The organism is Anaerorudis cellulosivorans (assembly GCF_025943985.1).
GTDB lineage: Bacteria > Bacteroidota > Bacteroidia > Bacteroidales > Dysgonomonadaceae > Anaerorudis > Anaerorudis cellulosivorans.
In genome coordinates this window covers 136,140-160,593 of sequence record NZ_JAPCWE010000001.1, presented here as the reverse complement: position 1 = coordinate 160,593, position 24,454 = coordinate 136,140, and the positions used below count along the sequence as shown (strand labels likewise).

Annotated in this window: 21 protein-coding genes; 13 read left to right on the top strand and 8 right to left on the bottom strand. The window is 40.3% G+C overall.

Translation table 11 applies throughout. The features are described from left to right. Window positions 1–223: 223 nt before the first annotated feature. From OLM34_RS00630 to OLM34_RS00615, 4 genes are all read left to right on the top strand, one after another. Window positions 224–451, top strand: a complete 228-nt coding sequence (locus OLM34_RS00630) for a hypothetical protein (protein WP_264404487.1) — start codon at window positions 224–226, stop codon at window positions 449–451. 194 nt (window positions 452–645) lie between these two features. Then, window positions 646–990, top strand: coding sequence for a PadR family transcriptional regulator (locus OLM34_RS00625; protein WP_264404485.1), 345 nt, complete (start codon window positions 646–648; stop codon window positions 988–990). Between the two features lie 43 nt (window positions 991–1,033). After that, on the top strand, window positions 1,034–2,839 hold the full coding sequence (locus OLM34_RS00620) for a PspC domain-containing protein (protein WP_264404484.1): 1,806 nt from the start codon (window positions 1,034–1,036) through the stop codon (window positions 2,837–2,839). A 115-nt stretch (window positions 2,840–2,954) separates the two neighbouring features. Further along, the gene (locus tag OLM34_RS00615) at window positions 2,955–4,304 is read left to right on the top strand and encodes a DUF389 domain-containing protein (RefSeq protein WP_264404483.1); all 1,350 of its coding nucleotides are present in this window, start codon (window positions 2,955–2,957) and stop codon (window positions 4,302–4,304) included. A gap of 10 nt (window positions 4,305–4,314) precedes the next feature. On the opposite strand, the gene OLM34_RS00610 is transcribed toward OLM34_RS00615, so the two are convergent. Then, window positions 4,315–6,447, bottom strand: coding sequence for a DUF5686 family protein (locus OLM34_RS00610; protein ID WP_264404481.1), 2,133 nt, complete (start codon window positions 6,445–6,447; stop codon window positions 4,315–4,317). A 201-nt stretch (window positions 6,448–6,648) separates the two neighbouring features. Here OLM34_RS00610 and OLM34_RS00605 point away from each other — a divergent pair, with 201 nt between their 5' ends. The 4 genes from OLM34_RS00605 (at window position 6,649) to OLM34_RS00590 (ending at window position 9,155) form a co-directional block, all read left to right on the top strand. After that, the gene (locus OLM34_RS00605) at window positions 6,649–7,350 is read left to right on the top strand and encodes a Crp/Fnr family transcriptional regulator (RefSeq protein WP_264404480.1); all 702 of its coding nucleotides are present in this window, start codon (window positions 6,649–6,651) and stop codon (window positions 7,348–7,350) included. Between the two features lie 133 nt (window positions 7,351–7,483). After that, on the top strand, window positions 7,484–8,302 hold the full coding sequence (locus OLM34_RS00600) for an outer membrane protein assembly factor BamD (RefSeq protein ID WP_264404479.1): 819 nt from the start codon (window positions 7,484–7,486) through the stop codon (window positions 8,300–8,302). A gap of 62 nt (window positions 8,303–8,364) precedes the next feature. Then, on the top strand, window positions 8,365–8,697 hold the full coding sequence (locus OLM34_RS00595; RefSeq protein WP_264404478.1) for a DNA-directed RNA polymerase subunit omega: 333 nt from the start codon (window positions 8,365–8,367) through the stop codon (window positions 8,695–8,697). 2 nt (window positions 8,698–8,699) lie between these two features. Further along, a complete protein-coding gene (locus tag OLM34_RS00590) occupies window positions 8,700–9,155 on the top strand; it encodes a DUF4293 domain-containing protein (protein WP_264404477.1) in 456 nt (151 codons plus the stop codon). Here OLM34_RS00590 and OLM34_RS00585 read toward each other — a convergent pair. Next, window positions 9,132–9,977 carry a M48 family metallopeptidase gene (locus OLM34_RS00585; RefSeq protein ID WP_264404476.1) on the bottom strand — a complete coding sequence of 282 codons (846 nt, stop codon included), beginning with the start codon at window positions 9,975–9,977 and terminating at the stop codon, window positions 9,132–9,134. The genes OLM34_RS00590 and OLM34_RS00585 overlap by 24 nt on opposite strands. Before the next feature lie 490 nt (window positions 9,978–10,467). Here OLM34_RS00585 and OLM34_RS00580 point away from each other — a divergent pair, with 490 nt between their 5' ends. The 5 genes from OLM34_RS00580 (at window position 10,468) to OLM34_RS00560 (ending at window position 16,291) form a co-directional block, all read left to right on the top strand. Beyond that, window positions 10,468–11,943: a Gfo/Idh/MocA family protein gene (locus tag OLM34_RS00580; protein WP_264404475.1), complete on the top strand. Its 1,476-nt coding sequence runs from the start codon at window positions 10,468–10,470 to the stop codon at window positions 11,941–11,943. 56 nt (window positions 11,944–11,999) lie between these two features. After that, entirely contained in the window at window positions 12,000–12,782 is a 783-nt protein-coding gene (locus tag OLM34_RS00575) for a 3-keto-disaccharide hydrolase (protein WP_264404474.1), read from the top strand. A gap of 205 nt (window positions 12,783–12,987) precedes the next feature. Further along, window positions 12,988–14,331, top strand: coding sequence for a Gfo/Idh/MocA family protein (locus OLM34_RS00570; protein WP_264404472.1), 1,344 nt, complete (start codon window positions 12,988–12,990; stop codon window positions 14,329–14,331). Window positions 14,332–14,345: 14 nt separating this feature from the next. After that, complete coding sequence (locus tag OLM34_RS00565) at window positions 14,346–15,263, top strand: sugar phosphate isomerase/epimerase family protein (RefSeq protein ID WP_264404471.1); 918 nt, start codon at window positions 14,346–14,348, stop codon at window positions 15,261–15,263. Between the two features lie 113 nt (window positions 15,264–15,376). Continuing rightward, window positions 15,377–16,291 carry a sugar phosphate isomerase/epimerase family protein gene (locus OLM34_RS00560; protein WP_264404469.1) on the top strand — a complete coding sequence of 305 codons (915 nt, stop codon included), beginning with the start codon at window positions 15,377–15,379 and terminating at the stop codon, window positions 16,289–16,291. A gap of 150 nt (window positions 16,292–16,441) precedes the next feature. Here OLM34_RS00560 and gcvP read toward each other — a convergent pair whose 3' ends face one another. The 6 genes from gcvP to OLM34_RS00530 form a co-directional block, all read right to left on the bottom strand. Beyond that, complete coding sequence (gene gcvP / locus OLM34_RS00555; protein ID WP_264404467.1) at window positions 16,442–19,291, bottom strand: aminomethyl-transferring glycine dehydrogenase; 2,850 nt, start codon at window positions 19,289–19,291, stop codon at window positions 16,442–16,444. Window positions 19,292–19,324: 33 nt separating this feature from the next. After that, window positions 19,325–19,975 (bottom strand): MBL fold metallo-hydrolase, encoded by a 651-nt coding sequence (locus OLM34_RS00550; protein WP_264404465.1) that lies wholly within the window; start codon window positions 19,973–19,975, stop codon window positions 19,325–19,327. A 101-nt stretch (window positions 19,976–20,076) separates the two neighbouring features. Continuing rightward, window positions 20,077–20,706: a 16S rRNA (guanine(527)-N(7))-methyltransferase RsmG gene (gene rsmG / locus OLM34_RS00545; protein WP_264404463.1), complete on the bottom strand. Its 630-nt coding sequence runs from the start codon at window positions 20,704–20,706 to the stop codon at window positions 20,077–20,079. Beyond that, a complete protein-coding gene (locus OLM34_RS00540) occupies window positions 20,707–21,471 on the bottom strand; it encodes an RsiV family protein (RefSeq protein ID WP_264404461.1) in 765 nt (254 codons plus the stop codon). A gap of 275 nt (window positions 21,472–21,746) precedes the next feature. After that, window positions 21,747–22,904 (bottom strand): cytochrome d ubiquinol oxidase subunit II, encoded by a 1,158-nt coding sequence (locus tag OLM34_RS00535; RefSeq protein ID WP_264404459.1) that lies wholly within the window; start codon window positions 22,902–22,904, stop codon window positions 21,747–21,749. Beyond that, window positions 22,901–24,445, bottom strand: a complete 1,545-nt coding sequence (locus OLM34_RS00530) for a cytochrome ubiquinol oxidase subunit I (protein WP_264404457.1) — start codon at window positions 24,443–24,445, stop codon at window positions 22,901–22,903. The genes OLM34_RS00535 and OLM34_RS00530 overlap by 4 nt, the downstream gene beginning before the upstream one ends. Window positions 24,446–24,454: the final 9 nt, after the last annotated feature.

Sequence of the window (24,454 nt, the reverse complement as noted above, 5' to 3'; positions counted from 1 at the left end):
TTTATCAACTCGCCGATAAAATGTATCGTCCACTTTCCTCGCACCAAGTCCGTACCAAGGCTGCACCTTCCTCGCTCCATGCTTGCATTAGGCTTTCACTATCATTGCACAACGTTTGCTTCGGCTTTGCTTCTGTATCCCGCTCCAGATGCGGAAAACATGCAGGTTTGCCTTACAAAAACCGAACGGAATTTGGTGCTGTTGTCCCTGCTTAGAGGCAAGCATGAAGCGAAGGAAGAGCGAAGGAAGAGCGAAGGAAGAGCGAAGGAAGAGCGAAGGAAGAGCGAAGGAAGAGCGAAGGAAGAGCGAAGGAAAGGTCGGCATAATCTATCTTATCGAACAAAAAGCAGGCGAAACGACTTCAGACAAAAGCAGTCTTGCATCTGAAAAACTTGCCGTATCGAACAAAAACGTTGTTGAATTCGTTACCTTCTGCCCAAACAAAGGGTAAGGAGGGAACAGGGAAAATATAAAGGAGATTTCTCGAGATTGCTCTATCCGGATGGTTAGCATGTATTATTTCGACAATCGATGGATTATTATAATCATAAAAAACATTAAATTGTGGAAAATATATGGTACTTTGTATTGCATAATACTTTGTTTTATGTATTTTTGCATCGTAAAGGGTAATGAATAGCAAAAATGAATATTGAGAACACACAAAGTCAGATGCGGAAAGGAGTGCTGGAGTACTGCATTTTATCGATTATCAAACGAGGCGAGGCGTATCCGGGGGATATTATCGATGAAATGAGAAATGCCGGACTTCAGTTGTTGGAAGGCACGTTGTATCCTTTATTGAATCGTTTAAAAAATGCGGGCATTCTTACGTATCGTTGGGTAGAAAGCAGTTCGGGACCCCCTCGTAAATATTTTAGCCTGACAAGGGAAGGCGAAAAGTTTTATGCATTGCTCGAAGCCACATGGAATGAACTTGCAAAAGGGGTGGAAACAGTGACAAAAGGAGCAGAAAAAAGAGAAGAATAAACCATTTCATTAAATAATTTCAGCAATAAATACTGCCACAGTAATGAAAAAAGTGATCAGCATTAATTTTCAAGGTCAAGTAATAGCTATTGAGGAAACTGCCTTTGAAATATTGACTCAATACATCGAAAGCCTGAAAAGTTATTTTTCGCGCGAAGAGGGTGGAGACGAAATTGTGAACGATATCGAAAACCGCATCGCCGAACTTTTTGGGAATCGCTTGAAACACGGTATCAATTGTATAACCGATGAAGATGTAGAAGCAATTATCAACGGTATCGGCAAGCCCGAAGATTTCGATACCGAATATGAAGAAACAACTCATGCCGGTACCGAAGATAAAAATGCGCAACAACCCCATTTTTCATCCGAGTTGCCGAAAAATCAACCCGAGGAAGAAAAACAGTCACGTTCGTTGCGTCGCGATACAACCAATAAAATGATTGCCGGTGTATGCAGTGGTTTGGCCAACTATTTTAAGATTGACCCCACATGGATACGGCTGATTTTTGTATTGTTTTTCAGTGTCTTGTTTTGGGTTTATATTGTTTTGTGGATTGTATTGAAAGCCGAACCATTGGATTGGAGCGGGATTAAGCGTCTTTACAGAAATCCCGGTGACCGGGTGTTGGGAGGTGTTTGCAGCGGATTGGCGGCTTATTTTAAAATTGATTCGTGGATTCCGCGGTTGATTTTCCTTATCCCGTTGTTACTAAGTTTTACGGCTATATCTTCGTTTCCATTTTTTATCTGGGATAAAATATTCCCTATTCCGCATGGCGATTGGAGCATGAAAATAGACGGGGGAATACTTCTCGTTTATATTATTCTTTGGATTATTACCCCTCAGGCGAAGACCGTTAAGCAGAAACTCGAAATGATGGGCGAGGAAGACTACATCAAATCCATTCGTGAAACCGTGAGTGATAATGTTGCGAGCGTCAAAAATAAGGCAGAAAATAAGAGCGAAAATCAAACGGAACAAGCGTCGAAAGTGACACTCTCGGAAGCTGCTGAAGCGCCATCGTCCGGAAGGTCGGGTTGTGTGAATGCGTTGATTCTTTTGATTAAAATTGTCTTTTTTGCTGCTGCGGGTTTTTTTGTTCTTATTTTGGCAGCAGTGGCTGTAGGACTCCTGTTTGCCGGCTTCGAACTTATGCCGTTGAAATCACTGTTTATCGATTCCGGATATGAAAACACCTTGTTGTGGCTTTCGCTCATTTTTGTGTTGGTAATTCCTATTGTGGCCATCATCACGTGGATTGTAAGACGCATGATGAAAGCCAAATTCAGGCCGTTAATAGGAGTTTTTGCGCTGATTTTATGGATTTTGGGGATTGTGATGGCAGGAACGTTGGCTATGAAAGTTGGAGAAAAATTCAACGTAACCGGTTTTAACGAAAGAGAGATTGAACTTTCCCCCTTTAACGGCAATAAATTGTATGTGGAAATGATGAAATATCCCAACGATTATAATACGTTCAAAATAGGTTGGGGGATTGATGACGAAATTCTTCGGCTTCCCTATTATACCGAAAACGAGGATTCTCTTTTATTTTCCAATATCAGGTTGAAAGTGATTGAAAGCCGTGATTCTTTATTCCATTTGCATATGGTTGCGGCTTGTTCAGGGGAGAGTATGAAATTGGCAAAAGCCAAACTCGCCGATTTTTCATACCCTTTTGTTCAGCGGGATTCGTTGTTGCTGTTGCCCGAATTTTTTTCCGTACCTATCGAACAAGGCTATAGAAATCAGCGATTGTCTATTGAGATTGCTGTGCCGACAGGTAAAACGGTTGAAATCGACAAATCGTTCAATGCCTACTTAAAAGACGTTACTCTACATTGATTTTATAGACGCTACTTTTAAATTCATTGTGTTTGTGTGGCCGGAGGTTTCCGGCTGCACTTTTTATATCGTTCAGTCGATTTTTTTTGTAGTTTTGCTTTTATAAAAATGAGATATGAGGAAAACGCTCAAAAATTTATTCAACTGGTTTGATCTTCGTTCCGAACTTGAAGGGTATGATGCCGTCTATCGGAATATAACCCAAGGGATCGTTTTCAGGGGTACTAATCTCTGGATCCTTATGTTTGCCATTGTGGTTTGTTCGGTGGGATTGAATATGAATTCTACGGCAGTAATAATCGGCGCCATGTTGATTTCTCCTCTGATGGGACCGATTAACGGGATGGGGTATAGTTTGGCAACATATGATTTTCCGCTGTTTGAGCGCTCGTTGAAAAATCTGGGTTTTGCCGTTGGTGCAAGTCTGCTTACTTCAGCATTTTATTTTGTACTTTCGCCATTGAATGAAGCGCATTCCGAGTTATTGGCCCGAACAAGTCCATCTATATATGACGTAATTATTGCTCTTTTTGGGGGCTTGGCAGGAATTGTGGCTGTGAGCAGTAAGGTCAAAGGTAACGTGATACCGGGTGTTGCCATAGCCACTGCCCTGATGCCTCCTATTTGTACTGCAGGATATGGATTGGCAACTTTTCAATGGAATTTCTTTTTCGGAGCTTTATATTTGTTTACCATTAATACGGTTTTTATAGCTTTTGCTGCTTTAATCGTATGTCGATTTTTGAAATTTCCCATTCGTACCATTGTTGATCCGGAAAAAAAGAGAAAAGTAACGCATGGTATTACTGCCATAATTCTGGCTACTTTTGTTCCCAGCATTTTTTTTGGTTACCGGTTGGTAAAAAAAGAGGAGTTTTCGCGAAATTTGCGCACTTTTATTGATGAGGTATCTGTGCTCGAAGGTAATTATTTACAGGGGAATCGGGTGAGTTCTTCTACCGGTGCAGTAGAGTTGTTTTATTCGGGGTACGGTTTGTCGGATTCGTTAATAAGGATGATAAAGGAACGCGCATTGGCTTATCGGCTGGATACGTCTAAAATAACTATACGTCAAGGCTTTGAAGCATCACTTCTTGAAGAAAAAACACGAAAATATCAAACGGAAACCGAAATATTGAATAACAAGATCATGGCGCTTACGTTTACATTGAGGCAGCGTGAAAATCAGATTGACAGTATACTGAGTATACCCATGACGGGTGAGAAGATATTGAAAGAAATAAGGCCGTTGTATCCTCAAATTCAAGGTTGTGCCTATGCTGAAACCCATTCGTTTGTTTTTGATAAAGATTCACTCAGGCAGTCATCGAGAGTACCACTTGTTGTTTTCAATGTACCACGTAATTCGTTGCGTATCAGTGATAAACGAAAAATTGAAGCCTGGTTGCAAAACAGATTGAAGAGGGAAGACGTGAAGGTTCTTTTTGAAGAAGCGACCAAATAGGCTTTCGTTATCAGAATGTAAGCAGCATTCTAACTCCTATTTCCCTGAAATTGTGTTTGTGGAAAGAGCCGAAAACAGCCGTATTGAAGAATCGATTTCCGATGCCGTACCCCACTTCGGTATACGAAATGATTTGAGGAGTATACAATTGACTGAGATATAATCGTTCGGAGAGCACACCATGTGAAATGGGGGATACATTTTTCAGGATAAGAAAAGGGGTTTCGAACATGACATGTGCCTGAAAATACGAATCGGAAGCGTTATACAGGCTGCGGTGTAAGAGATTGAAATTGCCGCCGATGCCGTCTTCCCAATTTTGAGGGAAGTTGTTTTTGGCAAAATAGACGAAATCGGCAAAATATTCCGTTTTTTGGTTAGAAAATATTCCGCCTCCTACATGATATTGAAGCGATTTCAATAATCCGAATGGGATATGTTGACTCACATCGATTTCAAGGCGATTATATGCAGAGGATCCTCCCAACATGTTTTTTATACTTCGGGCAAATTCGATTTTAAAAGTGGGGTAGTCTGAACGAACCGGAATCTTTTGAGGACCATCGAAACGATAATATTGTTGTGGTGTCCATGAAAGCCGAATAAAGGGTAAAAAATCATATTGGGTTCCAAACATTTCTTCTACGCCATTGTTATCGGTGCTTGATGTGCGTAATGCTTTTGTATTTTCGTTTCCTTTGCGGATATGGTACTCAATACCGGTTCCCAACATCAGGCCATTAACGAGTTCGATATCGTTAAGAAGCCGAAAATAATAATCTTTATAGTAATCGACCGAAATATCGCTGAATTTAAGTCCTTTGTTGAGGAGGCTATCCTGCACCTGTTCCACGAAGAGCGAGCTGTATGTGCGATTACCGCTTCCTACGGAAAAGGAAAGGTTGCCGATACGGGCAGGGTTGTAGTTCCATCTCATGGAAAGATCGGCAAAAAATTCTTTCCTTTTAAACATGTATCCCGCGAAAGCATCGAGATACAAATCTTTGTTGTCTTTTAAATCGACTTTTAAAAATAATTTTTGCTTGTAGGTAATCCCATCCGGTGAGGTGTAACCGAGCATGGAGGGATTAAGTGGTCCGCTATAACGGATTTGAGTCGATTTGTATCGATATTGGGAATCCTCGGTTATCAGTTTGGCGATTTGCTGTGCTTTTGGGTTGTTGGTAATCGAGTCGCCATTTTGTTGTTTTTTGTAATTTTCGATGGTTTCGGATTCTTTTGCCTGAAGAGGAATCGGGCGGATTTTTTCCCAGAAAAGGGAATCGTTGTGTATCGAAGGAGAACTCTCGATTGTATTGTATAGATAACTGATATCCAGGCTCTTTTCTTTCATAACATGATCGTTCAGGACAATATCGGTGTAGTTGATTTGTGCCAGATAACGATTTGCAACGACGTTCCCCAGATAACAGGTAGTTTTGTAGATGATGAAATGTACAGGGAGATATGCGGTAATCGGTCCATCACCCATGGTAATTTCAAAACGAAAATCGTTCATCATCTCTTCCCACTCGGCCGAAAAACGGATTACGCGCCATGTTCCTTCTTCAATGACCGTAACTCCTTTTAGTAGCTTCGAACTGGTGTAAACCGGAGAAAACTCGACAACATAATATGTCTTTTTTTCATTTTCGTCGTAATAGGTTTGTTTGATGCGGTATCGGTAATATTTTGACGAAACATGATGCAAAGGCAGAATAAAACTCCCGTCATAAGTAGTTTGGGCGTAAACGTTTATATTCAGCATATTAAAAGGAATCATTTCGATATCCTTTTTTTTGGTAAGGCTCCCCGTCACGTATTGAATATAGTGGGTATAATTGTGAGGATATGTATAGTTGAGTCGGCTTATGCTTTCGATGATGGCTTCGTCTGATTTTGGATCGTGAAGTACAAAATGGGGAACAAAACGGGTGAATTTATACAAAAAATTCTTTTTGACCGTTTCAACGTATGTACGCATATATACTTCGGCTTCATATGTTTGAACCCATTCATTGTATCTTTCGCCGGTACTTCTGACTCTTTTCATTAGGGTATCTACAGCGATCAGGTTTTGGGCAAAGGTACATAACGAAGCAAAAAACACCAACACGAATATGATAAAGCGTTTACCTTGCATATTTCAAACAAATTTATGCATTATTTCGGAAAACTAAATTTAAAACTGAAATAAAATTACGTGAAAAGGGGGATTGTTTATGCTAAATATATTAAAATACAAGGTTTTTATCATAAACGAATAAATTATATTCTTATTTTCACTATTCACTCATAAAATATTTTGTATTTTTGTGTTATATAACATTGTTCTAAAACAGATATGCCGGCAAAGAGGAAAAATGGGATAGATTTGTCATCTTCATTATCCGATATCTGGAAAGTATTATCGGATGATGAACGTGAAGTGCTTCGAAAGAATGCACGAATAGTGAATTTCAAAAAAAACGAACTCATCTATTGCGAGAATGAAATTCCTAAAGATTTGATGTGTCTGTTTAAAGGGAAAGTGAAAATTTTCAGAACCGGTGTAGGAGGACGCAATCAGATCATTCGTATGATTCGCCCCGTTCAGTATTTCGGATATCGGGCATATTTTGCACATGAACCCTATGTTACCGCTGCAGCTGCTTTTGAACCTTCAACGGTGTGTATGATTCCAATGGAAATCATTGAAAAGATGTTGTTGGGAAACAGTCATTTGGCCATGCTTTTCATTCAAATGCTTTCAACAGACCTCGGAATAGCCGACCAGCGGGTGGTGAATCTTACTCAAAAACATATTCGTGGCCGTCTTGCCGAATCGCTTCTTTTTTTGAAAGAAAGTTATGGATTGGAAGAGGATGGTGCTACCATAAATATTTATTTAGCTCGCGAAGATTTGGCAAGCTTATCGAACATGACTACTTCGAATGCCATACGTACGCTTTCTAATTTTGTAGATGAACACGTAATCGCTATTGATGGAAGAAAAATCAAGATTATAGATGAGGACAAACTTCGAAAAATCAGTCGCATGGGATAAAGGAAATAATTTACCTTTCAACGAGACAGAAGAAGGAGAAAAGATTCAAAATCCTAAAATAGAATAAAATTGGTTGATAGATGAGTTTATCTGTAAAAGTTTCCGTAAATTTGCATGCCTAAAATGGTTTTTGATGAAAAGAAAGTTTCAAATTATTTCCATCTTGGTGTTTTCTCTTGTTGTGAGCTCATGCGGTGAGTACAACAAAATACTGAAAAGTACCGATTTGGAATTGAAATATACGTATGCCAAAAAATATTTCGAAGCAGGTAAGTATGATCGTGCAATAACCTTGCTTCAAGAACTGGTTCCTTTTTTTAAGGGTACGGCACGGGCTGAGGAGTCGCTTTATCTTTTGGCACAAAGCTATTACAATTCAAAGGATTATGTAATGGCAACAGAGTCGTTTACTACGTATTATAACACTTTCCCGAAAGGAGAGTATGCCGAGCCGGCACTTTTTTACGCTGCTTACGGCATGTATCTCGATTCGCCCGATCCTCGTCTCGATCAAACAAAAACCTATAAGGCCATATCCGAATTTCAACGTTATCTTGAGAAGTATCCTCAAAGTGAACGGACTCAACAAGCCAAAGATTACTTGTTCGAACTTCAGGAAAAATTGGCATACAAAGAGTTGTTGGCTGCTCAATTATACTTGAAATTGGGGAATTATATGGGGAACAACTATGAGTCGGCGGTGATAACGGCTCGCGAAGGATTAAAAAGTTATCCTTTTTCAAAATATGCGGAAGATTTTCAAATGACGATACTGCGTTCCCGTTATGAATATGCCGAAAGGAGTACACGTGCGGCTCAACCCGAGCGTTATCGTATGGTGGTAGATGAATATTTCAATTATAAAAATTCTTTTCCCGACGGAAAATATATGAAAGAGGCAGAAATATATTATCGTGAAGCTCAGAAAAAAATTGACGCTTTGCCGGAATGAATTCAATTTGCATCGAAGTAAAAAAGAGTATATAGTAACAATTAAACCCATAAATTAGCTAAATGGATTACAAAAAAATAACCGCAAGCACAAATACAGAGACCCGTAATATTTGGGAATTATCCAAACCAACGGGAAATGTTTATGAAATGGTGGTGATTATAAGTAAAAGAGCAAATCAGATTGCTGCAGAAATGAAACACGATCTGGATAGTAAATTAGAAGAATTTGCTTCTTATTCGGATAATCTCGAAGAGGTGTTTGAGAACCACGAACAAATCGAAATTTCGCGTTTCTACGAAAAATTACCGAAACCTACTCTCATTGCTATTGATGAATGGGAAAAAGGGGAAATTTATTATCGTAATCCTGCCAAAGAAAAAGAATTATTCTGATTATGCTTCAACGTATTCAGACGATCTATTTGCTCCTGGCTGCGGCATGTATGGTGCTGGCTTCTGTTTTGCCGCTTGCCACGTTTACTTTTAATGGGCAACCCGTTACTTTTGAAGCAATGGGGTTTTATCTAAATGGTGAACTCATTTTCAACACATGGGGATTATTCACCCTGGGTGCTATTAGTGCCATACTTTCATTAATTGTCGTATTCCTGTATAAGAAAAGAATTTTGCAAATACGATTGACCGTTATGAATATCATTCTTATGGTCGGTTTTTATTTGTTCTTCCTATTCCTTATATTTATGCGTAACCCCGAGGCCGATACTACTTTCGAAAAAGTCGGTATAGGTATAATTATGCCGGCCATTGCCATTATTTTGAGTTATCTGGCGATACGAAAAATCGGGGAAGATGAAGTTTTGGTAAGATCACTTGATCGGTTGAGAAGATGAATAGTATTTCAACGCTTTAGGTAAAATCTTTTCCATATTGCTGATGCGTTTGGCATCGGTTGGGTGTGTGCTCAAAAATTCGGGAATTTTACCGCCTTGTGAACTCTGTGCCATTCTTGTCCAGAAAGGGATAGCTACTCGTGGATCATAACCCGCCATTGCCATGAAAATCAGTCCAAGTTCGTCGGCTTCGTATTCCTGTTTACGTGCGTAGGGAAGCATAACACCCATTTGAGCTCCAAGACCGAATACGGTTTGTCCGATTTGGGTAGCCGCAACCCCTCCCAATAATTCTCCTGCTACAGCACCTCCGTATTGAAGAGCAAGCTGTTGACTTATTCGTTCATTAGCATGTTTGGCTACGACGTGTCCTATTTCGTGCCCAATGACAACTGCCAACGAAGCTTCGTTTTGGGTTACCGGTAATAAACCCGAATAAACCACTACTTTCCCGCCGGGCATCGCAAAAGCATTTATGCTGTTATCTTTTACCAATTTAAATTCCCATGTATAGTTTTTTATTTCCGAAGATGCTCCGTTGTTTTTCAAAAACGTTTCAACAGCTTTGGCTATTCTCATTCCAACCCGTTGTACGGTTTGAGCTTCGGATGTGCCTGTTATGATGTTGGCGGTATTGATATACTCCTGATACTGTTGTAGACTGAGAGAAATAACTTCTTGATCCGACACCAACATCAATTGGCGTCTTCCGGTTATGGGGACACTGCCACAACCTTGCATTAAAAAGACTGTGATTACCATCGTCAGGAGATACTTTACCGGATAAAGACTGTTTGTCCCTTCGCCATTCGTTGTTCCCATAATTAGATGTTGTTTTATAAAGAAAATGTTCTTGTCTTTATATAAAGAACATTTTTTTGACAAAGAGGTTTAATCCGTTACCGATTTATTTAATAGAGAAAGGTATTTTGGGAAAAAGAAGAAGTCCTTTCATATCATTTGGAGAAGCGTTTACTCATAGCTTAACAATTATATTTACAATGGTTTAGTGCAAATATGGCGAGGAGAGTTTTCGATTGGGGAAATACTATTTACCATAAATCGATAACATTTGCTTTGTAAAAATTTTACTTTCAAAATAATTTATGCTATTTTTAGGGCATCTTTTAGTGTTAAAGATGCGACAGCCGGTTTAATTGCCATGTTTTTGAGATATTTTGGTAACGCAGCTGCATGCATTTGTTGTTTATGTAAATAAACCAATAACACGAAAAGAAAAACAATTGATACCCTGTGAAGATAAGAATAAAAATAGTTTTTACATAATGTTTAATCTCAAAAATAGAAAGTTATGTCATCAAAAATGTCAAGAAGGAAATTTTTGGAAACCGGGGCTATGGCTGCCGCGGGTTTGACCGTTGTACCTTCATCGGTACTGGGTAAAAGTTTTGGTCATACCGCACCGAGCGATAAATTGAATATAGCAGGTGTGGGTGTGGGAGGTATGGGTTTTGCTAACCTTAAAAATCTGGAGAGTGAGAATATTGTTGCTCTAGCTGATGTAGATTGGAAATACAGCGACCGCGTTTTCAAGTATTTTCCTAAAGCAAAGAAATATTACGATTATCGGAAAATGTATGATGAATTGGGCAAAAGTATCGATGCTGTTGTAGTAGCCACAGCTGATCATACCCATGCTATTATTGCTGCAGATGCCATGACAATGGGAAAACATGTGTATGTGCAAAAACCATTGACTCATAGTGTTTACGAATCCCGTCTGTTAACCAAATTGGCAAAGAAATATAAAGTTGCCACACAAATGGGCAATCAGGGAGCGTCAGCTGCAGGAGTTCGTCAGGTAATCGATTGGATTTATGACGGTCAAATTGGAGAAGTAACCCGGGTTGAAGCTTTTACCGACAGACCTATTTGGCCTCAAGGTCTGAATCGTCCTGCCAAAGCAGATCCTATTCCTTCTACGTTGAAATGGGATTTGTTTATAGGACCGGCTCCCATGCGTCCTTTCAACCAAATTTATACACCTTGGAACTGGCGTGGATGGTGGGATTTTGGTACAGGTGCATTAGGCGACATGGCATGTCATATTTTGCATCCGGTATTTAAAGGGTTAAGATTGGGTTATCCAACCAAAGTTGAAGCGAGTTCTACGATGTTGTTAACCGATTCTGCTCCTGTGGCACAAAAGGTAAGACTGGTATTCCCGGCTCGGGAAAATTTGCCAAAAGTAGCTATGCCGGAAGTTGAAGTTATATGGTATGACGGTGGTTTGCAACCTTTCCGTCCGGAAGGTGTACCCGCGGGGAAAAATTTGAATGATGCAGGTGGCGGCGTTATCTTCCATGGAACAAAGGATACCTTGATTTGCGGATGCTACGGAAAAGATCCTTGGTTAGTATCCGGAAGAACTCCCAAATCGCCAAAGACTCAGCGCGAAGTTACATTATCGCACGAAATGGACTGGGTACGGGCATGTAAGGAGAGTCCCGAAAATCGTATTGAGACTGCATCTCCGTTCTCGGAAGCAGGACCTTTTAACGAAATGGTTGTAATGGGAGTGCTTGCAGTGAGATTGCAGGCTCTTAATCAAGAACTTGATTGGGACGGTGAAAACATGAGGTTTACCAATATTCCCGATAATGCTACAATCAGAACCATTATTGAAGATGGCTTCAAAATTGTTGACGGTGATCCTAAGTTTGACAAAAAATGGACTGAACCCATGAATGCCAAGGCCTATGCTGAGGAATTGATCAAGCATAGCTATCGTGATCCGTGGAAATTGCCCGATATGCCGAATGTATAAGTCAAAAAGATGCTTAAATAATAATAATTCAGTTTACTATTTAAAAGAATGAAGTTATGAGAAAAGTTTTTTATGTATTTAGTTTAATTGCAATGTCTGTAATGATTTTAGAATCGTGTACCGGTGGAAAAAAACAGGGTGCACAAGGTGAAGCAACGGATACCGTTGCTGTTGCAGCCGCAGAAGATTCTTCTGAATGGATGGTGCTTTTCAACGGAGAAAATTTTGAAGGATGGCGCGGCTATAACCGTCAGGATATGCCGAAAGCGTGGACTATTGAAGATGGAGCCATTAAAATAAATGGCTCAGGTCAGGGAGAAGCAGGAGCCAAAGACGGAGGGGATATTATTTACGACCGCAAATTCAAAGATTTTGAATTAAGTTTTGAATGGAAAGTATCAGAAGGAGCAAATAGCGGTGTATTTTATCTGGCTCAGGAGATTCCGGGCGAACCTATTTGGAAATCGGCACTCGAATATCAGGTTCTCGATAATGCGAAGCATCCGGATGCCAAATTGGGAAAGAACGGCAATCGTCAATCGGCTTCGTTGTATGATTTGATTCCTGCTGTTCCTCAAAACTCTAAACCTGCCGGTGAATGGAATACCGGCGGTATTATGGTATATAAAGGAACGGTTGTTCACAAACAAAATGGCGAAAATGTGTTGGAGTGCCATCTCTGGACAGACGATTGGAAAAAATTGGTAGAAGGAAGCAAATTTAAGGGAATGGAATATATCATTAATGTAGGTGGTCCTGATCATGAAGGTTACATTGGATTACAGGATCACGGAGATGATGTATGGTTTAGGAATATTAAGATCAAAATTTTAGATTGATCAAATTTTTAATTCAAGTCATTGAAAATCAAGCTTTTTAATAAATATATCTATTTTAAGCAAGGATTTTCAATGACTTGAATTTTTATTAGGTTATACTTTATTATTGATACCCGTTTTTTAAGGTTTAATCAGGATTCGCGTTTGTTAACTTCGATTAGGCCTGCACGAGGTTCGATAAATTTTTTTTCGATACAACTATTTTATGAAAGGTGAAGAAGAAAAGAAAGGGATAAACAGGCGTCAGTTTTTAGGCTATTCGGCATTGGGATTGGCCGGATTAACTATTCTTCCCAGCTGGCGAATGGCTGATGGAAAGCGAATTCCTCCGAGCGATAGAGTTGTTCTGGGTTTCATTGGAGTCGGTCGACAGGGTGTTTCCGATTTTTATAGTTTTTCTAAATGTCCTGGAGTGCAGGTAGTTGCGTGTGCCGATGTGGAGGGGTTAAAGCGTGAACGTTTTAAGAATAAGGTTGAAGCTTGGCAGAAATCACAGGGAATAGCCCAACGTTGCGATATGTACGAGTTTTATGAAGACTTACTTGAACGTCGTGATATCGATGCTGTATCCATTGCAACACCCGATCATTGGCATGCGTTGGTTACCATCGATGCTTGTAGGGCCGGAAAGGATGTGTATGTACAAAAACCTCTCGCATATACCATTCGTGAAGGATTGGAAATGGTTAAGGCTGTGCGAGGGAATCAACGTGTGTTACAAGTTGGAAGTCAACAGAGATCCGATAGAGAGTTTCAAACAGCTATCGCTTTGGTTCGCGAGGGTGCAATTGGGCATATCGAAACCATTTATGCTCGTGTAGGTGATCCTCCAAAGCCGTTTGATTTGCCTGAACAGCCTATTCCGGGAACATTAAACTGGAATAAGTGGATGGGGCCGCTTAATGATCCGAAAATTCATTACCATCCGGATCTTTGCCCTCCGATTTCGCTGAAACCGGAACAAGATGAAAAATTATGGGGCGCTTGGCGTTGGTATCGTGAAATGGGTAACGGTTATACTGCCGATTGGGGTGCTCATATGTTTGATATTGCTCAGGCAGCACTAGGCATGGATGGTTCGGGTCCTTGTGAGTATATTCCTAAAGGATATAGCGGAGCCGAATACTTGACCATGAAATATATTAACGGGATTATAATGACTGAGCAGCCTTTCAGGGAAGATGATCCTGAAGCCAAGGGTATTCGCTTTAATGGCAGTAAAGGGTGGCTAAAAGTTGCCCGCGGTTATATCGAATGTTCTGATCCTTCCTTGTTGAAAAAACAGGAGCAAAAGATAACTGAAGGTCAGTATGAGGTAAGTTCTCCTCACATGCAGAATTTCATTGATGCAGTTCGTTCTCGAAAAAATCCGATTGCTCCGGTTGAGGCGGGATGCAGTACCAACACGCTTTGTTGTTTGGCAAATATCGCTACTGAGCTTCAACGCCCGGTTAAATGGGACCCTGTAACGTTGAGTTTTAATGATGATAACGAAGCTGCAGGTCATCGATTACATCACTATCAGTATAGGAGGCCTTATTCATTATAATATAAATAGTGCGTATGATGAAGATAATTGATAAAGCAATGAAAATTTTTTCTGTAAAAGAAGGGGTGATTTTGTTCCTCTGCGTTTTTTGTATGCAGTTGGTTTGTTTTGCCGAAAATAAACCAAATTCCAAATTTGGAGGAGTTCAAATAGGAACGATTACGTATAGCTATCGGAGTATGCCTGATCAGTCGCTTCCGGCCATTCTCGATTATATTGTACAATCAGGGATAAGTTCTGTAGAGTTAATGGGTGAACCGGTTGAGAAATATGCCGGTATTCCGAACAGCAGAGATAGGGAGTCGTTAAAAAAATGGCGTAGTTCGGTATCGATGGATAAATTCAAAGAGATCCGTAAAATGTTCGATGAAAAAGGAGTCGAAATTCATATATTAAAGCTGGGGGATCATCGATGGTCAGATGCTGAAATCGATTATGCTTTTGAAGTTGCTAACGTTTTAGGTGCTAAGGGTATTTCAATGGAAATATCGGAAGAGGCTGCCAAGAGAATGGAACCTTTTGCCGAGAAACACCAAATGTATGTAATTTTTCATAATCATTTTCAACCTGCTGAACCAACGTTCAGTTTTGACAAGATCCTGGCTTATGGTCCTATGATCATGTTGAATTTTGATGCAGGCCATTATTATGGTGTAACAGGATTGAATCCTTGTGATTTGATTCAGCGACTCCATGAACGGATTTTCAGTATTCACATTAAAGACAAAACCGGACCAAAGGCTACAGAGCCCAATAAAAATATGGAATTTGGTAAGGGTGAAACTCCTGTCAAAGAAATTTTACAGGTGATAAAGAAAAACAAATGGCCGATTTACTGCGATATCGAATTGGAGTACGACATTCCTCAAGGTTCAGATGCAGTGAAAGAAGTAACTAATTGTGTAGACTATTGCAAAAAAGCACTTCTATAACACAAAGAAATATTGTATAGCAGTTTTTTTACAAACTGAACAGAACGAAATAAAAGCGTATTATTAGATAATAAAGTCTTTATAAAAAATGTATTACAAAAAACAGTGACGTCATGAAAAAACAATCTTTTTTATTGATTTGTGCACTTCTTGGAGGTGCAGTATTAATGAGTTGCAATCAAAAACAGGGAGCAAAAACGGCACAAGGCGGTGATAGTGCCAAAATCGACAAAAAAATTTATTTGCAACTTTATTCGGTCCGCGACGATATCAAGTCCGATTTTAAAGGGACTATTGCAAAAGTGGCAGAAATAGGGTATACAGGCGTGGAAGCTGCGGGATACGCAGATGGTAAATTTTACGGGTTAGAACCTAAAGAATTCAAAAAAGAAATTGAAAGTGTCGGCATGGAAGTTCTTTCCTCACATGCAGGAAGACCATTAGCTGAAAATGTTGCCCAAACCAATTGGGAGGAGGTATGGAAATGGTGGGATGAAGCTATTGCTGCTCATAAAGCTGCAGGGATGAAATATCTTGTAGTTCCCTGGATTCCCACTCCAAAGACATTAGCTGATTTAAAATCGTATTGCGATTATTTCAATCAGATTGGTGAAAAATGCAACGCTGCAGGACTTCGTTTTGGGTATCATAATCATAATTTTGAATTTACAGAGATTGAAGGGCAGACGATGTATGATTACCTGCTAACCAATACTGATCCTTCGAAAGTCTTTTTCCAAATGGATGTGTATTGGACGGGAAGGGGAGGTAAAAGTCCGGTAGAGTATTTTAAAAAATATCCCGGTCGTTTTGAACTGCTCCATATCAAAGATGAAAAAGAGCTTGGACAAAGTGGAATGGTGGGTTTTGATGCTATTTTTAACAATATCGATAAGGCCGGCGCCAAATACATTATCGTAGAAGTGGAAAGATACGATTATGCTCCTTTGGAAAGCATAAAAATGAGCTATGATTATTTGATTAATAGTCCTTTTGTAAAAGCAGATTATGCTCAGAGCGTTCAATAGTTTAATAGTTGGATGATTGAATAGTTCGATAGTGCGAAGCAGTTTATATCTTTATACAAAATATGTGCCCCGAAACGTTTTTAATGTCCGGGGCACGTTTTTTATCAATTTAATTTGGGCCTAATCTAATCTAATCTAATCTAATCTAATCTAATCTTCACACAAACAGGCAACCAAATTGCGATCGCCGAACGCATCGTCGATGCGGGCAACATTAATCCAGAATTTGTTTTCCGCCACATAGGGTAAGGGATAGACTGCTTTGTTGCGAGGATAGGTATGTTTCCATTCATCCGAGACACATTCATATTCGGGATGGGGAGCATTTACCAGCACGTTGTCGTGAGCCGGATATTTGCCTTCTACTATCTCCATGATTTCTTCATAAATGTTGTTCATGGCTTCTACAAATCGATCTAACTCGGCAAGGCTTTCACTTTCGGTAGGTTCGACCATGAGTGTGCCGTGAACAGGAAACGAAAGGGTTGGGGCATGAAACCCGTAATCCATTAGTCGTTTGGCAATATCGGTTTCAGTGATGCCCGAAATTTCTTTTATTTTTCGACATTCCAGGATGAGTTCGTGACCTACTCTTCCGTTAGCTCCGCGATATACAATGCCATACGTATCTTTCAGTTTTTCGGCAAGGTAATTGGCATTGAGAATAGCCACTTTGGTAGCTTCGGTTAGTCCGTCGGCGCCCATCATTTTTATATAAGCATAGGCAATTTGTAATATTCCGGCACTTCCATAAGGTGCAGCAGAAACGGTATTAAGATCGCTTTCGAACATTACCGGATGGCCGGGAAGGAAAGGGATCAAATGTTCAGCAACGCAAATCGGTCCTACGCCGGGACCACCTCCACCGTGAGGTATGGCAAACGTTTTGTGGAGATTAAGATGACAAACATCGGCACCAATTGTTCCGGGATTGGTAATTCCTACCTGTGCATTCATGTTGGCGCCATCCATATATACTTGACCTCCGGCTTCGTGAATGATGCGGCACATTTCTTTGATTTCTGTTTCGAAAATGCCGTGAGTAGAAGGATAAGTGATCATGAAAGCTGCGAGATCATTGCCGTATTCTTCGGCTTTTTTACGTAAATCGTCCATATCTACATTGCCTTTTTCGTCACAGGCAACTACGATAGGAGTATAACCGGCTTGGACTGAGCTCGCAGGATTGGTTCCGTGGGCCGAGGCAGGAATAAGTACAATGTTGCGATGCCCTTGTCCAATGCTTTCGAGATAACTTGCTATCACGATCAAACCCGTATATTCTCCTGCTGCTCCCGAATTGGGCTGCAGGCTCACGCCGGGTAAACCCGTAATTTCTGCCAGCATCGATTTCAGTTCCTCAATCATTTCATGATAACCCTGAACTTGTTCAATGGGGGCATATGGATGTATTTTTTGAAAACCTGCATATCCCATAGGCAATAGTTCTGAAGCGGCATTCAACTTCATCGTACACGATCCCAGCGGAATCATAGAATGCGCCAACGAAATGTCTTTTCTTTCAAGGCGTTTGATGTAACGCATCATTTCGGTCTCGGTGTGGTAGCTGTTAAAGACCGGATGCGTAAGGTATTTTGAAGTACGGAGCTGCTCCTGAGTAAGGGTTATTTTTTTGGGCAGATCGTCAATCATAAATACGTTGGAATTGCCGGCAGCCATTGCAAAAACGGCAAGCAGTTCGTGTGCCCGATAGCTATTGGTAGTTTCGTCGATACTGATGCCTATTTCTCCCGATTTGAAATAACGCAGATTGATATTTCTTATTTCGGCATTGTTCCGAATGTCCTTTTGTGAAATAGTAGCCGGCAGCTTTATTTTGAGCGTATCAAAATAACTCGCGTTGAGTTGTTTATATCCCATTGACGTCAGTTCATCCGAAATAAGCGAAGCAATGGAATGAATCCGTTCGGCGATCTTTTTTAATCCTTTCGGCCCATGATAAGCAGCATAGAAAGACGACATGGTAGCCAGCAATGCTTGTGCCGTGCAAATGTTTGAAGTCGCTTTTTCGCGTTTGATGTGCTGTTCACGTGTTTGCAAAGCCATACGTAATGCCTTTTTCCCATAAGCATCTTTTGAAATACCAATAATGCGTCCGGGTATAAATCGTTTGTATTCTTCACGTGTAGCAAAGAAAGCGGCTGAAGGCCCGCCGTAAAATAGGGGAATGCCAAAGCGTTGACTGCTACCGAAAGCAATATCGGCTCCCCATTCTCCCGGAGGAGTTAGCAAGACGAGCGCCAATAAATCGGTAGCTACCGCAACTTTACAATCTACAGCATGAGCTTTTTCCACGAAGTGATGATAATCTTCCACATTGCCGTCACTGTTGGGATATTGTATAATTGCGCCAAAAAAATTATCGTCGAGCGTAATGGTTTTATAATCGCCCACTACGATGTTTTTTCCGGCATGATGCATGCGGGTTCGCAACACGGAAAGTGTTTGCGGGAAAATATGCTCATCTACAAACAAGGTGTCCGCCAGGCTTTTTGCTTTGTTACGTGCGCATAGCGCATACATCATTGTAGCGGCTTCGGCTGCCGCTGTAGCTTCGTCGAGCAGTGACGAGTTGGCCAGTGGCAGAGCAGTGAGATCGCTCACCATGGTTTGGAAATTCAATAATGCTTCCAACCGTCCTTGTGAAACTTCTGCTTGATAAGGTGTATATGACGTGTACCAAACCGGATTTTCGAATACATTGCGGTAAATTACAGCCGGTGTTATCGTATCGTACCATCCCATGCCGATATATGAGGTACACACGTGGTTTTTGGATGCCAAGTGAGCTATCTCTTCCGCATATTCCTGTTCCGATAGTGCTTTGGGAAGCGCCAGGGGTTTGGTGAGGCGTATGTCGTATGGGATAGTTTGATCGATTAATTCATCAATGTTGGAAACGCCAATGGTTTCAAGCATTTTTTCCATTTCAGAGGGATTGATCCCGATATGTCGGGTTTTAAAATGTTCCATTTCCATAACGTGAAAGATTTTTGCGAATGATTGAATTTTTTATGATTCACTTCCTACAAAAGGGTTGTATTTTTTTTCGTTTCCAATTGTGGTTGCAGGTCCGTGACCGGGATAAACAATCGTTTCGTCGGGCAAAACAAACAATTTGTTTTTAATACCTTCTATTAACTGGTTGTAATTCCCTTCAGCAAAATCGGTTCTTCCGATACTGCCATTAAATAGGACATCACCTACAAAAGCACTATGGGTTGCTTTATGATAAAAAATAATGCTTCCCGGTGAATGTCCCGGAATATGAAAAACGTGCAATTCCTGATTACCAAAGGAGACAATATCGTTTTCTTTTAAATATTTTCCAATGGGAGGAACGGAAAGATTTGGTGCATAGATTCCGAACATTTTTAGTTGGTTAGGGATATCTTTTAATAAGGGTTCATCGGCAGCATGTGCTTCGGGTTTAACGCCGAATTGTGAAGCGACAAAATTATTTCCCAATATATGATCGAAATGCAAATGAGTATTCAACAGATGTTTTACCCGGAGGTTGTTGCTTACAATATAGCTGAATAACATTTCCTTTTCGTCGGGATGAAGACATGCGGGGTCTATTACCACACATTCACCTGTTTCATCAGAAAGAACATATGTATTTACGACTAAGGGACTAAATTCAAACAATTTAATTTTCATCAATAAAACGAAATTTGCAATTCAAATGGAGTACTGTTGTATATTTTACAAAAATAGTTTTTTCTTTTCAATTAGCTGCCTGAAAAGCTCGACAATAATCGCTAGTTGATTATTGGAACATATACCAGTTGTTTTGTTTCGAAAAATGGTTCTTCAAAATATAGCGATAATGGAGTCACCTTAGCTTTGTCGGCGAAAGGTTTTATTTCGAGGGTCAAATTGCCGCCTTTGAGACAAATAATGCCATTAGGAATCGTATTTTTGTGCTGTGGGGAGATATTCTTTCGTGTGTTTTTTACCAAATCGGGTAAAGACATAACGGCACGACTGACCACGAAATCGAATACTCTTTTTTCGTCCTCAATGCGTGAATGTGCAAATTCAACATTCTGCAATCCAATGGCTGCTGAAATTTCACCGGCAACTTTAATTTTTTTACCGATGCTGTCCAACAGTAAAAAGTGAACATCGGGGAAAAAAATGGCCAGCGGTATGCCGGGAAAACCTCCACCCGTTCCCACATCCAGAACGTTGCTATGAGGCACAAAACGGATAAATTTGGCTATTGCCAACGAATGTAATACATGATGGAGATAAAGGTTTTCGATATCTTTTCGGGAAATGACGTTTATGTGGGCATTCCATTCTTTATACAGATCATAAAGTGCATCAAACTGCTGTTGTTGAAGCTCGGTTAAGTAAGGGAAATACTTTTTTATCAGATCCGGCATTTATCTGGCAGCTAATTTTGAAACAATGGTGTTTTCTTTCAGTATAGGTCGAAGAGCGTCGTATGGAAGAAAAATTACTTGGGCATTTAACGGATAGGCAGCATATTCTCCTTTGTTAAACACATAGGTAATCCCTTTGTCATCGACAAGAAAATTTTTATTCGGCATGATTTCTTCAATGCTGAAATAACCCAAATCTTCCAGATCGTCGATTGTTTTAACGCTGTTTTGATTGATTAAGGAAGAGATAAACAGCAACTGAAGTTGTTTCTCGTATCCCGGTTTAAAAAGATCGTTTTCGGTGAGGATTTTTCCTGTTTTGAGATTAATTACGCAGTTTTTGTAGGATTCAAAAGGTGTTTCTCCCCCCTTGTTGCCGGTTTGTCTTACCTGAAAAGACAAAATGTTGTACTTGTTAAAGTATATTGTATCCGAAAGTGTTTCGTAATACGAATAAAAGGTATACGATAACGTATCGCCATGTACATTTTCCCATTCATCGGAATAATCGGGCATTAAGGTGCCCATGAGTTTCATATCGGATACATTCTTGTTAAATGTTTTTGCATCGTTTTGATAATTATCGATATAATTGGCAATATAATGTTCTAAGGCTTCCCGAGGAGAAAAGTTGATGTATGAATAACCAAACATGTTTTCAATAAATACCTGTTGCAACTGGTTTACATCAGATTTTGCAGCAGTTTTTGGATAAACAAAACGAACGGTTATTTTACAAAAAGGTTGGGTGGTATCGTTGTCCAAATGCGATTTTTTTGTTACATATAATGAATCAAATATGATCCCGTTGTTATTGCTGAACGCGCTGTTTCCGTTTTTGCAAGAAATAAAACAAAAAAGCACAGCTATGCAAATGAAAATTGCATATAAATTTTTTTGTCTTTTCATGAACACAATCCTCTATTCGTCATTTGCAAAAATACAGTTTTTATAAGAATTATGTCTGTTTTCAAAAGAAAAAAATGTTGCGATGTTCCGATTATCCTGCGATAATCCATGATAAAATGCTCTCTCTCTTATTAATAGGTATGTTCATCGGATTTCAGATCCTCCATACTCAATCGTTTCTTTTCCAGTGAGCGCCAAGCGTAAGCAATGTAACCTATTACAACCGGCACCAATAACGATACATAGAACATCACCTTCAGGGTGAATTCACTGGAGGATGAATTCTGAATGGTCAGCGAACTTTGCAGATCGTAGGTAGAAGGATAGTAAGCCGTATGGTTGTATCCGGCAATCAGCATCAACATGGTTACCGTCAAAACTGTGCCAACGCCGGAATACCAAATTCCTTTCCTGAAATTGTTTTTAAAAACCGTTCCGGCAATGCCGTATAAAACGGCCGCAACTCCAAGTAAAAACATAACGAGTACGATAGGCATTTGCAGAAAATTGTGCCAATATTTCATCTTTTCCATTGAAACTATTCCCGAACCGGGATCTACGGCAAACCCTTCGGCAAAGAGTGTCCAGATGAGAAAAATGAGGAAAAAGATGACAAAAGGTGCCCCGTTATATAGGACATATTTCTTTGATTTTTCCACCAAAGCAGCATGATCTAACCGGTTGACAAAAAATAAAGCGGCCAGCGTGCGAGCCAGAAACAATATGCTCAACCCTAAACACCAGTTGCTGAGATTTCCCAAGGCTTCCAGTCCGTGAAACGGGTTTTCCCAACGGCTAATTACGCCTCCTCCGGTATTTCCTACACTGAGCAGATTTTCTTTGTTTACGCTGAAAGCTGAACCGGTAAAGAATGTGCCAACTGCAACGCCTAGCAAAAATGTTCCCAACACCCCATTGATAAATAGAAATGCACGATAGGTATTCGCACCGAAAATATTTCCGGGCTTCGAATGAAATTCATACGACACTGCCTGAAGAACAAAACAGAACAGCAGCAACATCCAAACCCAGTAGGCGCCACCAAAACTGGTTGAATAAAATAAAGGAAACGAAGCAAAAAATGCACCACCGAAAGTTACGAGTGTGGTGAAAGTGTATTCCCACTTTCTGCCCAATGCATTTAACAACAGTTTTTTTTCGTCGTCGGTTTTAGCAAGAGAATATAACATCGATTGTCCGCCCTGTACAAAAAGAAGAAATGTCAATACTCCGCAAAGAAGTGAAATGACAAACCACCAGTAATGCTGCAAAAAGGAATAGGTAATCATAGTTCGGGACCCTTTTTTATTTGTTTAACCATTATCGTTACTTCTGCAACGAGAAGCAGCGTAAACAACGTGGCAAACAGAATGAAGGTGGTGATCACATTGCCGGTAGACAATCCCGATACAGCTGCCTGAACGGGCAAAACGTCTTGTATTGTCCAGGGCTGTCGTCCGACTTCGGCAACAATCCATCCCAATTGTCCCGCAAGATAAGCTAGTGGAATACTCCATAAGGCAATGTATTGAAGCCACGTTGCCGTTTCCATTTTCTTTTTGTGTACAACGTACCATACAATCGCAAACATCAGGATGAAATAGAAACCGATGATTACCATCAGATGAAAGCTGTAAAATGTGAGTGGTACATGGGGAATGCTGTCTTGCCCTTTGGTTAAATAGCCGTATCCGAAATAGGCATAATTTTCATGCAGCGTGTTTTTATATTCAGTTGCATCGGAATCCCTTCCTTCCTTTTTTGCCTTCTGATAGTTGGCTAATGCACGAATAGCAAGTTGTCCGCGTTCTTTTTTTTCGTCAAACGATAATGCTTTTTCTCCATCAGGGAGGGTATATCCCCCTTCAACGATATCGTTGATGCCGGGTACAAAGGCATTGATATCGCGATAACCCAACAACGATAATAACTTGGGTAATTCAATTTTGAAATAATACGGATCGATAGTGTCGTTATACGCTTGTTTATTGGGATTTAAAATTCCGAAAGCAACCATTCCTGCACCGGATTTGCCTTTGTATAGTCCTTCCATTGAAGCGAGTTTCATGGGTTGTTTTTGTGCAACTTGATAGGCTGAACCATCTCCGGTAACTGCCAACAAGATAAATGAAATGAATCCGAATACAGCTCCCATTTTAATGCTTTTCAAAGCAAAATCTACATGCCGTTTCTTTAGTAAGTACCAAGACCCGACTCCAACCACAAATGATGCACCTAATCCCCAGCCTGAGAGGACGGCATGAAAAAATTTGTTGACGGCAACCGGAGAAAGAGCCACAGCCCAAAAATCGGTCATTTCGTTACGAACCGTATCGGGATTGAAATTCATGCCGACCGGATGTTGCATCCAAGCGTTGGCAACCAAAATCCAATAGGCAGAAAGAGTAGCACCAAGGATGGTGAGCCATGTGGCGGTAAGGTGTGCTTTTTTGCTTACTCTATTCCATCCGAAGAACATAATAGAAATGAATGTGGCTTCGAGAAAAAAGGCAACAATGGCTTCAATAGCCAGTGGAGCACCGAAAATGTCGCCAACAAACCAGCTGTAGTTCGACCAGTTTGTCCCGAACTGAAATTCGAGAATGATTCCGGTAGCCACGCCGATAGCAAAGTTAATGCCAAAGATGGTTTGCCAGAATTTAGCCGTTTTTCTCCATTTTTCGTCCCCGGTGCGAACATACTTGGTTTCCATTATGGCCATCATCACGCCTAGTCCGAGTGTAAGCGGTACAAACAGCCAGTGGTAAGCAGCCGTCATAGCAAACTGTGCTCTCGACCAATTAACCAATGATGCATTTAATATTTCCATAGGCTTAGG

Excerpts from the sequence above, each read along its gene's own strand:
- OLM34_RS00630 (WP_264404487.1), top strand. The coding sequence starts at position 224 with ATGAAGCGAAGGAAGAGCGAAGGAAGAGCGAAGGAAGAGCGAAGGAAG.
- OLM34_RS00625 (WP_264404485.1), top strand. The coding sequence starts at position 646 with ATGAATATTGAGAACACACAAAGTCAGATGCGGAAAGGAGTGCTGGAG.
- OLM34_RS00620 (WP_264404484.1), top strand. The coding sequence starts at position 1,034 with ATGAAAAAAGTGATCAGCATTAATTTTCAAGGTCAAGTAATAGCTATT.
- OLM34_RS00615 (WP_264404483.1), top strand. The coding sequence starts at position 2,955 with ATGAGGAAAACGCTCAAAAATTTATTCAACTGGTTTGATCTTCGTTCC.
- OLM34_RS00610 (WP_264404481.1), bottom strand. The coding sequence starts at position 6,447 with ATGCAAGGTAAACGCTTTATCATATTCGTGTTGGTGTTTTTTGCTTCG.
- OLM34_RS00605 (WP_264404480.1), top strand. The coding sequence starts at position 6,649 with ATGCCGGCAAAGAGGAAAAATGGGATAGATTTGTCATCTTCATTATCC.
- OLM34_RS00600 (WP_264404479.1), top strand. The coding sequence starts at position 7,484 with ATGAAAAGAAAGTTTCAAATTATTTCCATCTTGGTGTTTTCTCTTGTT.
- OLM34_RS00595 (WP_264404478.1), top strand. The coding sequence starts at position 8,365 with ATGGATTACAAAAAAATAACCGCAAGCACAAATACAGAGACCCGTAAT.
- OLM34_RS00590 (WP_264404477.1), top strand. The coding sequence starts at position 8,700 with ATGCTTCAACGTATTCAGACGATCTATTTGCTCCTGGCTGCGGCATGT.
- OLM34_RS00585 (WP_264404476.1), bottom strand. The coding sequence starts at position 9,977 with ATGGGAACAACGAATGGCGAAGGGACAAACAGTCTTTATCCGGTAAAG.
- OLM34_RS00580 (WP_264404475.1), top strand. The coding sequence starts at position 10,468 with ATGTCATCAAAAATGTCAAGAAGGAAATTTTTGGAAACCGGGGCTATG.
- OLM34_RS00575 (WP_264404474.1), top strand. The coding sequence starts at position 12,000 with ATGAGAAAAGTTTTTTATGTATTTAGTTTAATTGCAATGTCTGTAATG.
- OLM34_RS00570 (WP_264404472.1), top strand. The coding sequence starts at position 12,988 with ATGAAAGGTGAAGAAGAAAAGAAAGGGATAAACAGGCGTCAGTTTTTA.
- OLM34_RS00565 (WP_264404471.1), top strand. The coding sequence starts at position 14,346 with ATGATGAAGATAATTGATAAAGCAATGAAAATTTTTTCTGTAAAAGAA.
- OLM34_RS00560 (WP_264404469.1), top strand. The coding sequence starts at position 15,377 with ATGAAAAAACAATCTTTTTTATTGATTTGTGCACTTCTTGGAGGTGCA.
- gcvP (WP_264404467.1), bottom strand. The coding sequence starts at position 19,291 with ATGGAAATGGAACATTTTAAAACCCGACATATCGGGATCAATCCCTCT.
- OLM34_RS00550 (WP_264404465.1), bottom strand. The coding sequence starts at position 19,975 with ATGAAAATTAAATTGTTTGAATTTAGTCCCTTAGTCGTAAATACATAT.
- rsmG (WP_264404463.1), bottom strand. The coding sequence starts at position 20,706 with ATGCCGGATCTGATAAAAAAGTATTTCCCTTACTTAACCGAGCTTCAA.
- OLM34_RS00535 (WP_264404459.1), bottom strand. The coding sequence starts at position 22,904 with ATGATTACCTATTCCTTTTTGCAGCATTACTGGTGGTTTGTCATTTCA.
- OLM34_RS00530 (WP_264404457.1), bottom strand. The coding sequence starts at position 24,445 with ATGGAAATATTAAATGCATCATTGGTTAATTGGTCGAGAGCACAGTTT.